The 11,303-nt window shown below is 64.1% G+C and carries 13 protein-coding genes and 1 pseudogene; 4 read left to right on the top strand and 10 right to left on the bottom strand.

Translation table 11 applies throughout. From position 1 onward, the window contains the following. From AC07VL_RS09425 to fliE, 10 genes and pseudogenes are all read right to left on the bottom strand, one after another. A pseudogene (locus AC07VL_RS09425) lies at positions 1 to 614 on the bottom strand (hypothetical protein); the annotation flags it as partial. Further along, positions 611 to 928 (bottom strand): flagellar protein FliT, encoded by a 318-nt coding sequence (fliT, locus tag AC07VL_RS09430; protein WP_494805602.1) that lies wholly within the window; start codon positions 926 to 928, stop codon positions 611 to 613. The gene fliT and the pseudogene AC07VL_RS09425, both read right to left, overlap by 4 nt. Then, the gene (gene fliS, locus AC07VL_RS09435; protein ID WP_290604009.1) at positions 921 to 1,310 is read right to left on the bottom strand and encodes a flagellar export chaperone FliS; all 390 of its coding nucleotides are present in this window, start codon (positions 1,308 to 1,310) and stop codon (positions 921 to 923) included. Before fliS ends, fliT begins: the two co-directional genes overlap by 8 nt. A gap of 69 nt (positions 1,311 to 1,379) precedes the next feature. Further along, the gene (gene fliD / locus AC07VL_RS09440) at positions 1,380 to 2,783 is read right to left on the bottom strand and encodes a flagellar filament capping protein FliD (RefSeq protein WP_494805603.1); all 1,404 of its coding nucleotides are present in this window, start codon (positions 2,781 to 2,783) and stop codon (positions 1,380 to 1,382) included. 86 nt (positions 2,784 to 2,869) lie between these two features. Next, positions 2,870 to 3,307: a flagellar export protein FliJ gene (locus AC07VL_RS09445; RefSeq protein WP_494805604.1), complete on the bottom strand. Its 438-nt coding sequence runs from the start codon at positions 3,305 to 3,307 to the stop codon at positions 2,870 to 2,872. 8 nt (positions 3,308 to 3,315) lie between these two features. Continuing rightward, a complete protein-coding gene (fliI, locus tag AC07VL_RS09450) occupies positions 3,316 to 4,626 on the bottom strand; it encodes a flagellar protein export ATPase FliI (protein WP_494805605.1) in 1,311 nt (436 codons plus the stop codon). After that, positions 4,623 to 5,312, bottom strand: a complete 690-nt coding sequence (fliH, locus tag AC07VL_RS09455) for a flagellar assembly protein FliH (RefSeq protein WP_494805606.1) — start codon at positions 5,310 to 5,312, stop codon at positions 4,623 to 4,625. The genes fliI and fliH overlap by 4 nt, the downstream gene beginning before the upstream one ends. Further along, the gene (locus tag AC07VL_RS09460; protein ID WP_290604001.1) at positions 5,309 to 6,349 is read right to left on the bottom strand and encodes a flagellar motor switch protein FliG; all 1,041 of its coding nucleotides are present in this window, start codon (positions 6,347 to 6,349) and stop codon (positions 5,309 to 5,311) included. The genes fliH and AC07VL_RS09460 overlap by 4 nt, the downstream gene beginning before the upstream one ends. Beyond that, the gene (gene fliF / locus AC07VL_RS09465) at positions 6,327 to 8,060 is read right to left on the bottom strand and encodes a flagellar basal-body MS-ring/collar protein FliF (protein ID WP_494805607.1); all 1,734 of its coding nucleotides are present in this window, start codon (positions 8,058 to 8,060) and stop codon (positions 6,327 to 6,329) included. Before fliF ends, AC07VL_RS09460 begins: the two co-directional genes overlap by 23 nt. Before the next feature lie 60 nt (positions 8,061 to 8,120). Then, on the bottom strand, positions 8,121 to 8,459 hold the full coding sequence (fliE, locus tag AC07VL_RS09470) for a flagellar hook-basal body complex protein FliE (protein ID WP_494805608.1): 339 nt from the start codon (positions 8,457 to 8,459) through the stop codon (positions 8,121 to 8,123). A gap of 550 nt (positions 8,460 to 9,009) precedes the next feature. On the opposite strand from fliE, the gene AC07VL_RS09475 reads away from it, so the two are divergent. From AC07VL_RS09475 to AC07VL_RS09490, 4 genes are read left to right on the top strand one after another with little or no spacing between them, the layout of a single operon-like run. Further along, the gene (locus AC07VL_RS09475; RefSeq protein ID WP_494805609.1) at positions 9,010 to 9,885 is read left to right on the top strand and encodes a FliM/FliN family flagellar motor switch protein; all 876 of its coding nucleotides are present in this window, start codon (positions 9,010 to 9,012) and stop codon (positions 9,883 to 9,885) included. 1 nt (position 9,886) lies between these two features. Continuing rightward, positions 9,887 to 10,252: a FliM/FliN family flagellar motor switch protein gene (locus tag AC07VL_RS09480; RefSeq protein ID WP_070220030.1), complete on the top strand. Its 366-nt coding sequence runs from the start codon at positions 9,887 to 9,889 to the stop codon at positions 10,250 to 10,252. Continuing rightward, on the top strand, positions 10,249 to 11,019 hold the full coding sequence (gene fliP, locus AC07VL_RS09485) for a flagellar type III secretion system pore protein FliP (RefSeq protein ID WP_494805610.1): 771 nt from the start codon (positions 10,249 to 10,251) through the stop codon (positions 11,017 to 11,019). Before AC07VL_RS09480 ends, fliP begins: the two co-directional genes overlap by 4 nt. A 3-nt stretch (positions 11,020 to 11,022) precedes the next feature. Beyond that, positions 11,023 to 11,295, top strand: coding sequence for a flagellar biosynthetic protein FliQ (locus AC07VL_RS09490; RefSeq protein WP_289905390.1), 273 nt, complete (start codon positions 11,023 to 11,025; stop codon positions 11,293 to 11,295). The last annotated feature ends 8 nt before the right edge of the window (positions 11,296 to 11,303 follow it).

Raw genomic sequence — 11,303 nt, forward strand, 5'->3', positions numbered from 1 at the left:
GCGCCGGCGTCGCCGTCGGCGGAGGGCGACGGAAACGCGGCCGCCAGCGGCTCGCGCGCGTCGCGGCCCGGCGCCGCTGGCGCATTGAGCGTCACGGCGGCCGGATGCAGGCTGATGTTCAGGGCGGGATTCTGCTGCACGCTGATTTGCTGTGCGGAAATGACGGCAAGGCGCGGCGCGGTCGCCTCTGCGTCTGCCGCGCTGCCGGCCGGTGCCGGTACCGGCGTGGCGGCGGGCAGGGCCGGCGGCACGGGCATGGCCGCGGGCGGCATCAGGGGCGGCGCCATGGCGGCCAGCCCGGCATCGGGCGTGGCGCCGGCCTGGGCGATGTCGGCGGGAACACTGTCGCCGGCCTCGGCCGGTTTGGCGGGGACGTCGGCCTGCGTGCCGGCCGGCGGCGGCAGGGCCGTCGCCGCGTCATTCATGGCCACGCCCAGCGCCTGCGCGAACAGCGGCAAACCCGACGGCAGCGCCGCGTACTGGGCGGGCAGGGCAGGCGGCGGCGCGCTGGTGGCGGCATCGGCCGGCGGATTGACTGCCGCGCCAGCAACGATGCCGGCGCCGGCTGGAGTAGGGGCGGCCATAGTGGCTGTCATGTTAAAACTGATGTTCATGCTTGATTTCCATCCTGGTACATATCGCTTTCAAGCGCATATGCAACCCAGCCTTCCTGTTTCGAGTGTATCTCGCCCATGTGCAGGCCCAGGCGCTGTTTTTCGTTGCTGCAGATTTGCAATGCCTGCCCATGCACGCGGCGCAGGGTGAGCAGGGCGGTGTGTTCGCTGTCGCTGAGCGCGCCCTGTCCCGCCAGCAGCGGCAATTGCTGCGCCAGCTTGCGCTCCAGCTGCTCGAGCGCGTTCCAGTCCTGCTGGCCGGCGGCGGCGTGCAGTTCGCGCGTCAGTTGCTGCAAGGCCGGTGTCCTATCCATTCTTGGCCTGGACGCCGAGCCAGCCTTGCTTGATGGTCGTCAACAAGGTCGTCACTTCATCGATGAGGGCAGGGTCGAGGGTGATGCCGGCCATGTACAGGCGGCCCGTGCAATATTCGTACAGGCGGCCCAGATTGGCCACGACCTCGCCGCCATTCTCGAAATCGAGCGAGCTCGACAGGCCATTGATGATTTCCGTGCATTTGTCCAGGCTGATGGCCTTTTGTTCGTAGCGCTTACCTACGATATGTCCGCGCGCGCGCGCCAGTTCTTCCAGCAAGCCGTCGGTGAGCAGCAAGACCAGTTCGACTGGGGTGGCGCGCGACGTCTGCGCATCCAGGTTGACGGCGTGGTAATTACTGTATGCATCTTGATTCATCATTTTTTCTCACTCTAAAAGCTGGGTGTCGCTGGCAGGCAGTCGCCGTCCGCGCACGGACGGCGACTGCCTCTATTTAGTCTTGTCGCTGCCGAACAGGGCATCGAACATATCCGTCGTTTGCGACATGCGCGCCTGCAAGGCTTGCAGTTGCGTAAATTGCGCCTTGTAGCGGTTATACATGGCCGTGTAGTCGGCTTCGAACTTGGCCTGGCGTTCGTCGAGCGACTTTTGCAGCTTGGATACCGAGGTTTCGCGCTGCGTCAGCATGCCGTTGGCGGAAGTCCAGCTGTCGACGAACTTGTTGAGCTTGCCTGCGATACCGCTCGGTGTGTTGCTCGAGTAGTCACCGATTGCCTTGTCCAGCCCGGCCGGATTGGCTTTCATCGCCGCGTCGAACTTGGTCGTGTCGAGCGCCAGGGTGCCGTTTCGCTGTGCCGTGATGCCGAAAGTGGCCAGCGATCCCGCGGCCGTCTCGCGCAGGGTGCGCACCAGCTGGTCGCGCAGCACGCGCACGCCGCTGTCGGCCGAAAAGACGCCTGCCGCCTTGCCGGACGATGGATCGCCCGGATCGGTCAAACCGTCGAGTACGGCCTTGAGCTTGTTGTAGGCGGTGACAAAGCTCTGCGCATTGGTCGTCGTGGCGGACGAATCGAGCGCCACGGTCAGCGTCATCGGCGCGTCGCCGATGGCCTGGGCCTTGGTAAACGTCATCTTCACGCCGTCGATGTTACTGAAGGTATTCGACGATTGTTCGATACGGCTGCCGTTGTCCTGTCCATCGGCAGGCCTGGCGCCGACCCAGAGGATGGCGTTCTTGGCTTCGACCAGCTCTTTCGGCTGGGGTGTCATCGCCGTTTCCAGGGCACCGCCACCGAGCGCGCTGGTGTCGAAGTCCAGCTTTCCTTCCGTGCCGCTGACATTCGAGGTCAATACGAGCTGGGCCACGCCGCCGATGGTAATGACGGACGCCGTTACGCGCGAGTTGTTCTTCGGTTCCGCATTGATGGCGGCGGCAATTTCCTTGACCGACAGCAATTGATCACCATTGCTGTTGGCCTTGCTCAAGTCCACCGTGAAATCACCTGTGCCCACCTTGATCTTCAGCGTGCCAGCCGCTGCGGCAGGGGTATCCCCCAGGTTACCGAACGACACCTGGTGATTTGTGGCGACCTGTTCCACGAACAGGGAGTAGGTGCCAGGAGCCGCCGTCGCAGAAGCCGTGGCGCTGCCCAGTGCAGTGTTGCTCAGGGCGGCGCTCTGTGTCAGCAGGGTCTTGCCGTTGGTCAGTCCCAGCAAGCTTGAACTGAACGTGGTCAAGGCCATTTTCAGGTTTGTCAGCCCACCCGATGTGGCCGTCGCCGCCTTGGTCTGGGCGGTAATGCGCGCCTGCAGGTCGGCCGTGTATTTGTCGGTCAATGCCTGGGCGGATGCCGTCGGATCGTATGTATTCGAAGCGTTGGTGGAAAGGGCCATGTCAAACTCCTAAAATTAGCATGCAGGATATACCCAATGACAAGGCGACCAAATATCCACTTTTCTGAAATTATTTCTGCAAAACATTATTTTACCTGCCCGCGGAACCAGAATTGCGTTGCCAGTTCATCCTGCCGCTTGGCATCCACTCGTTGTTGCTCATTTGTAACATGCTTCTGTTTCTGCGTCAGCACCTGGTCCAGCACTTCGCGCTTGGCCCAGGCCGTGTTCAGGGCGCGCTGCGAGATGGCCATGTTGGCCTCGTGCAGGTGCAAGTCGGTACGGTGCTGGTCGGCCATCTGCATGACGGCCTGCTTGAAATTGCCGCAGTTGACGGACAGGGCCAGGGGCAGGGCACCGCTGGGGCCGCTATCCGTGTACAGGCCCGTCAGGCGCTCCAGGTTCTTCTGGTAGCGCTCGCGCACGGCCGTCTGTGCCGCCATTTCGCCTTGCAGGCGTTCCACCTCGGTGCTGCGCAGGCCGACCAGGGTGGTCAGGTTGCGGATGGTATGCGCGTCGCTCACAAATACTCCTAGGCCATGATGTGTTCAAGTTGTTCGATGCATGGCCCCATCGGCGCCTCTTCCTTGGTGCCCTGGCACAGGAAGGCCTCGATCGGCCCGTGCAGCTGCACGGCGCGGTCGGTGATGGGGTCGGCGCCGGGCACGTAGGCGCCCAGCGGGATCAGGTCGCGCACGCGCGCATGGCGCGCCATCGACGCTTTCAGCGCGCGCGCCGCCTGCATGTGCTCGGGCGTGATGACTTGCGCCATGCAGCGGCTGATCGAGGCAGCGATGTCGATGGCGGGGTAGTGGCCCCGCTCGGCCAGTTCGCGCGTGAGCACGATGTGGCCGTCGAGAATCGCGCGCGCCGTGTCGACCACCGGGTCCTGCTGGTCGTCGCCTTCGGCCAGCACGGTATAGATGGCGCTCATGCTGCCGTCCTGGTGGGCGCCGTTGCCGGCGCTTTCCACCAGCTGCGGCAGGTTCGAAAAGACGGACGGCGGATAGCCGCGCGTGGCGGGCGGCTCGCCCAGAGCCAGCGCCACTTCGCGCAAGGCCATCGCATAGCGCGTGAGCGAATCGACGAGCAGCAGCACGTGCTTGCCCTGGTCGCGGTAATGGGCGGCGATGGAATGGCACAGTTCGGTGGCCATGATGCGCATCAAGGGCGATTCATCGGCCGGGGCGATTACCAGCACGGCTTTCTTCAAGCCTTCCGCACCCAGCGATTTTTCGACGAATTCGCGCACTTCGCGGCCCCGCTCGCCGATCAGGCCGACGACGACGACGTCGGCCACCGTCTGGCGCGTGATCAGGCCCAGCAGCACGCTCTTGCCCACGCCGGAACCGGCCATCAGGCCCACGCGCTGGCCCTTGCCCAGGGTCAGCATGCTGTTGATGGCGCGCACGCCCACGTCCAGGGGCTCGACCACGGGTTGTTTCTTCAGGGGATTGATCTTCGGCGGCGTCACTTCCAGGATGTGCTCGCCGCCGAGGCGGCCCAGGTCGTCGATGGGCTCGCCCAGGCCATTGACCATGCGGCCCAGCCACGAGGGGCCGATCTGCAGGCTGGCCTTGTCGGGCAGGGGCAGCACGCGCGCGCCGGTGGTCAGGCCCGTGGCCTTCTTGAACGGCATCAGGTAGGACAGCTTTTCGCGGAAACCCACCACTTGCGCGTCGAGCCACTCGCCATTCACAGTTTCAATTTGACAACGCTGGCCCGTGTGCAACCGGCAGCCGGCGCTTTCCAGCAGCAGGCCGGACGCGCCGACCAGGCGGCCGGTGGGTGTCGCGACCGGGATATCGCCGATCTCGAAGCTGCGCAGCGTGTCGGCGATCATGCAGGCGCGCCCTGGTCCGCGTGTTCGGCCGCCAGCGCCAGGTGGCTGCTGACCTGTTCCATGCAGGCCGACAGGCGCTGGTGGCAGCCCGCGTCGACTTCATTGTCGCCCGCCTTGATGCGGCATTCGCCCGCATCGAGGCGCGCGTCGGCGATCAGGTTCCAGCGCTTGGCGCGCTTCGGATCGAGTTCGCTGATGCGTTTGAGTTCTTCCGGATTGAGGAAGACGTCGATTTCCTCGCGCGTGGGCGGCATCGAGGCCAGGGTCTCGTCGACCAGGGCCAGCAATTGCACGGGCTGCAGCGCCAGTTCGGCGCGGATCACCTGGCGCGCCACCTTGGCCACCAGATCGACCACTTCCTTGCGCTGCGCGGCGCGGTAGTCGGCGCGCACCTTTTTCAGGTCGCGCAGGATGGCGTCGACGGGACGCGCCAGGCGGTCCAGGGCCACCAGGGTTTCATTGCGGCCTTCCTCGCGGCCCTGCGCCATGCCATCGCTGCGCCCGGCATCGTAGCCATCCTGCTGGCCCTGCACCAGGCCCACTTCGTAGCCGTCGCGCTGGCCCTGCTCGAAGCCTTCCGAGACGGACGCCTGCCACTGGCCGTCCGTGTCCTCGGCGGAGGCGCGCTGGCCGGCGGCGATGAATTGCGACAGGGGCGGGAAACGATACGAGCGAAAGTGCTTCATTCGATCACCGCTTCGGCAAACAGCTGCACCTCGATCTCGCCCGCATCGGCGAGGCCCTTGACGGTGGCCATGATTTCCTGGCGCGTCTGTTCGATGCGCGACAGCGGCACGGGGCCGGACCGGCGCATCATGTCCTCGAAGCTCTGCGCCTGGCGGCGCGGCATGGTTTTCAGCACGGCTTCGCGGATCGACGGTTCCGCGCCCTTCAGGGCGATGGCCCACTGTTCCATCGGCACGTCTTCCAGGATGCGCGTGAGCGTGACATCGCTCTGCGTGGCGAGGATCAGGAAGTCGTACATGCTCAGTTCGATCTCGGACACGACCTCCGGGTCGTGCGCGCGCAGCAGCTCGACGAGGGCGGCGCGGTTGCCCGGCATGCGGTTGAGGATCTCGGCCGCCTGGCGGATGCCTTCCACGCTGGTGCTCTGCGTGTCGAGCGTGCCCAGGCAGCGGCCCACGAGTTCGTCAAGCTCGACCAGCAGGTCGCGGTCGATCTCGTCCAGGCGGGCCAGGTTCAGCAGGACCAGGTCGCGGCCTTCGGCGGGCAGGGCGTCGAGGATCTGCCCGGCCAGCGCGGGCGGCAGGAAGGCGAGGAACACGGCCTGCATCTGCACGTGCTCGTTGACGATGTATTCGGCCAGCCATTTCGGCGAAGCCCACTGCAGGCGCGCCATCTTGGGACGGATGGCATCGCCGTAAATGTTGTTCAGCACGCTGTTCGCGATATCGCTGCCCAGCGCCATGTCCAGCGAGCGCTTCAGGTAGCTGCGCGAGGCGCCGTGCACGCCGCTTTGCTGGCGGTAATCATCAAAAAAGGTCTGCATGGCCGTTTTCACGGCCTCGACCTTGATGCCGCTCATGCGCGACATCACTTGCGTGACTTCCAGCAATTCTTCGCGCGACAGGCAGCGCAGCACGTTGGCTGCCTGTTCTTCGCCCATGCTCAGCAGCACGATGGCGGCCTGTTCCACGGGACTCAGGCTGACGTTCTCGACTTCTGCGTCGTCAGGGAAATTATTGTTGTTGAGTTCGGCCATTTTTCTGCATCCATTGTTTGACGACTTCGGCGACACGCTCGGGTTCTTTTTCAGCCAGCACTTTCAGGTGGTCGACCATCACGTCGACCGCCGAGCCAGGCGGCGGCAAGTCATAGTTTTCCAGCAGCGGCACGACCGGCATGCTGCCCGTCGCGGCCGCTTCGCCTTCGAGGGCCGGCATGCCATTGAGGCCCAGGGCCGGCGCACCGGCGACGGCCGCGCCACTCGCGCCGGCGGCGGTACTGCTGCCGGCCAGGGCCGGGGCAGGATCGAGCTGTTTCAGCACGGGCGGCGCCAGGCGCGCAGTCAGCAGGCGCAGCAGCGGACGCAGGATCAGGAAGTAGCCGAGCACGGCGCCGAGCGCATACAGCAGCCAGCTGCTGAAGTCGACGACGGTGTCGCGTTCTTCCCACCACTGGGCCACGGGCGCCTTGGCAGGGAAGGCCAGGGCCGTCAGGCTCAGGCTGTCGCCGCGCTGGGTGTTGATGCCCAGGCCGCTGCGCAGCATTGCTTCGATATTGCCCAGTTCGGCAGGCGTCCAGCCCGTCTTGGGGTTCGGTGCGGCGGCGCTGTTGAGCACGACGGCGACGCTGAGTTTTTCCAGGCGGCCGCGGCTGCGCTTGATCTGCGTGATGCTGCGGTCGTAGGCGTACTGGCGCGTGGTGGCATTCTTGCGGGCCGTGCCGTCGTCGGACGGCTTCGGCGCGCCATCGGCGGGCGCGGCGCCGGCCGCATCGGCAGGGGCGGGCACGGCGGCGGCGGGCGGACGGTTCGACAGGCTGCCGGGAATGCCGGCCACGGTGCGGTTGCGTTCCTGCTCTTCGCGCATCGCTTCGCTCGTCACTTTCGGCGCTTCGCCGTATTTTTCCAGCGTTTCGTCCACGCGGTCGTTGTTCACGGCGGCCGTCACGCTGAGCTTGAAGTTGTCTTCGCCGATGACGGGGCCGAGCAAGCCCGTGACGTTGCGGCGGATGTCATCCTGGAAACGTTTTGCGCCTTCATTGCCGGCCGCCGAAGCGTCGAAGCCATCGCTCAGGTCGACGTGCGAGGACAGCAGGTTGCCGCCCTGGTCGACCAGGCTCACGCGCGTGGGCGCCAGGCTGGCGACGCTGCCGGCCACCATGTTGATGACGGCGGCGATCTGTTCCGGCGCCAGGGTGCGGCCCGGTTTCAGGGCCACCACCACGGAGGCGGACGATTTGTCGCCATCGCTGGCAACGAAGGAGGTCGACTTGGCAATCGACAGATGGACGCGCGCCGAAGCAATCGCGTCCATCGTCATGATGCTTTGCGCCAGCTCGCCTTCCAGGCCGCGGCGGAAGCGCACGTCCTGCACGAACTGCGATACGCCCAGCGGGTCGTTCTTGTCCATCAGTTCCAGGCCGGCCGGCAGCTGCGCCGTCACGCCCTTCGAGGCGAGCAGCATGCGCACCTTGCCCAGCATGGCGTCGGGCACCAGCACCTGGCCGCTGTCCGGATGCAGGCGGTAGGGGATGTGTTCCGCGTCCAGCGTCGCCATCATGTCCGTCACGGCCACTTTTTCGCGCGCGCCGAAGACCGGCTTGTAGTTGGCCTGGTCGCGCCAGGCATACATGGTCACCATGGCGGTGATGCCGACGGCCAGCGCGACGATGGGAACCAGGTTTTTCAGCAGGGCGGGCGGGATGGCGGGCTGGGCGCCAAGGCGCCAGCGCGCAAATGCGGACTTCATGGGGGTAATCACTTGGAGTAACTTTCGCTGGGAGGCAGGGCGTGGATCTGGGCGTGGATCTTACAGGGGCAGTTTGATGAGTTCGTCGACGGCGCCCATGACCTTGTTGCGTACCTGCATCAACATGGAGAAGGACAGGCTCGCTTCCTGGCTGGCCAGCATGGCGCCGACGAGGTCATCGCTCTTGCCGCTGTCGACGTCGCCCATTTTCTGCGCGGCCATGCGGTCATCGTTGTTGACCTTGCCGACGGCGTCTTTCATGCTTTGTGCGAAGGAAAAGCCGGATTGTTCCGGCCCGCCGAAGTGGGCGGCCGGCGCGATGCTGGCGCCCAGGGCGCGCGCGTCGTTGCTCAGTGCTGCCAGATCGGCCTTGATCAGACCTGCGAGTTCATTGCTCATCTTGCCCTCTACTTTCAATATGCGGTGACGTATCAATCAGAAATACTGGTGTTGCCATGCCAGCGGAAGGCCATCGTCCTGCCACCCGCCCGGCCCGATTCCCAGGGCCCATCAGTCTTATCAGTTGCCACACCATCCGCTGCAAGCAGATCGAAACAAATCCAGCAAACCCACGCCGACGCGATTTACATGGCCATGACAACCAATATAGAGCTGATAAAGTTTCTACAGGTGGCAATAAGAGGGACTGGAAACTGCCATAAAAACCGGAATCAGGTAAGCGGAATGGCGCACTGCAAATCTAATTTTTGTCGCTATAAGCTTACCTCGCGGCAACTATAAAGTAAAGAGAGGATTGGCTCAAGAAATATTGATACATGGCAATATTTAGGTTTTTCCTGTATTGTTCAGCACCGTAATCATGCAGCATGCGATACGATGCGCAATCGTTTGCCGGCATTGCCATCGGCAAGGCCAAGATGATGCTGTATTTAATTTCGGGCGATCCGTATAATTTGTTCTGCCACCGCAATACCGACATGACTACTACATGACAACCATTACCAAGACAGATCAAACTACGCGCCATCAAGTCCTGGATTCCTGTCTGCTCGGACGTCCTGTCCATTTGCTGCATGTCTTCGGCGCCCAGCTGCGCGACGACCTGGCCGTGGCCTTGCGCCAGCCCATGAGCCGCCGCTACTGGGGCAATTTCCAGATCGATGCCGTCGCCTTGTCGCGCGTCGAGAGCGAAGACAGCGTGAACCGCTGGCTGAGTTTCTCCACGTCCGCCGGCCAGGCCGGCTTCACGCTCGAGCGCCAGATACTCTTGAGCGTGCTCAACTATCGTTACGGCAGTGCCGGTGCCAAGGGCGCGCTGCCCGATCCGGCCCGCGTGCGCGTGACCGCGACGGAAGAGCGCCTGGCTGTGGTGCTGGGACAACAGCTGGTGTCCAGCCTGTTCGCGCGCATCCACAAGAACCTGCAAGCGCTGGGCAAGGACAGCGCCATCGATGCCAGTGCCGAGGTCGCCGTGCAGTCGGGCGTGCATCCGGCGCGCGGCAGCTGGATCGTCACCGTCTCGCTCAGCGATGTCGAGGCGGGGCAGAGCGGCAGCTTCTGGTTTTCGCTCGACAAGCGCCTGATGGCCGACGTGCTGCGCGGCTTGCTGCCCGAGCGCGCGCAGGCGAAGAAGGCCCTGCGCAGCGTGCGCCCGCTGGCGTCGCGCCTGCAGGTGACCCTCGAGGGCCGTCTCGTCAGCAAGCAGGTGCAACTGGGCGCCCTGTTCGACCTGCGCGTGGGCGACGTGATTCCCGTCAGCCTGAGTCGCACCGACGTGATGCTCGACGATTCCCGTTTATTTACAGCAGCCGTTTCCGAACACAAGGGCAAGCTCTGTTTAACCTCATTTGAAGATGTCGAATAATATGAATATGACCGATACCAACCAGAGCGAAACCCTGCTGGAAGACCTGGGCGACGATATGATCATCGACCAGGGCGACGTCGCCGACGTGGCCAGCACCCGCGCGCGGCGCGACATTCCGCAAATGATGCGCAAGATTCCCGTGACCCTCACGCTGGAAGTGGGCTCGGCGCGCATCTCGCTGGAGGAGTTGATGGCCATCGGCCCGGAAAGCGTGATCGAACTCGACATGCTGGCCGGCGAGCCGCTGGTGATCAAGGTCAATGGCACGCCCATCGGCCGTGCCGAAGTGGTGGTGGCGGGTGAAAACTATGGCTTGAAAGTCATCGACCTCGACGGCCTCAATCTCGACCTGATGACAGCATGAAGCTGGCGGTACCCGGTGTGACCCGGCGCCACGGCCCGCTGGCCGCCGCGCTTGCCTTGCCCGTTCTGATGCTGTGCTGCAGCGCCGCCGGCGCCCAGGACCTGCTGTCCGGCGTGGTGCCGGGCGCGAAGACCGACCTGTCGGTGAAGATGCAGATCCTCGTCGTCATGACCCTGCTCGGGCTGCTGCCCGTGATGGTCATGATGATGACCAGCTTTACCCGCTTCGTCATCGTGCTGTCGCTGCTGCGCCAGGCCCTGGGCCTGCAGCAGGGCTTGCCCAACCGCATCGTCACCGGCATCGCCCTGATCCTGACCCTGCTCGTCATGCGTCCCATCGGCGATCAGGTGTGGAAGGAAGCCTTCGTGCCCTACGACCGCGACCAGATCGGCATGCAGGAAGCCCTGAAGATCGCCGAAGTGCCGATTTCGCGCTTCATGCTGGCGCAGACGAGCAAGGCGGCGCTGGCGCAGATCGCCCACCTGGCCGGCGAACCGTCGACCATGCGCCCGCAGGACCACAGCTTCACGGTCAAGCTGGCCGCGTTTGTCTTGTCCGAACTCAAGACGGCTTTCCAGATCGGGTGCATGCTGTTCATACCGTTCCTCATCATCGACCTGGTGGTGGCGTCCGTGCTGATGGCGATGGGCATGATGATGCTGTCGCCGCTGGTCATTTCGCTGCCGTTCAAGCTGCTGCTGTTCGTGCTCGTCGACGGCTGGACCTTGACCGTCAACACCTTAGTTACCAGCATACAGGCGTATTGATCCATGTTGACCCCTGAAGTCGCCGTCGACCTGATCATCGAAGCGCTGCATGTTGTGATGCTGCTGGTGGTCATCCTCGTCGTGCCCGGCCTGCTCATGGGCTTGCTGGTCGCGCTGGTACAGGCGGCCACGTCCATCAATGAGCAGACCATGAGTTTCCTGCCGCGCCTGCTGGTCACACTGCTGGCCCTGATCCTGGCCGGACGCTGGATGGCCGGCTACCTGATGGATTATTGCGTGTCCATTTTTCAGCGCGCCGCCACCCTGGTCGGATAGCGCCGCGC

It is taken from the genome of Janthinobacterium sp. GW821-FHT03C08 (assembly GCF_059420905.1).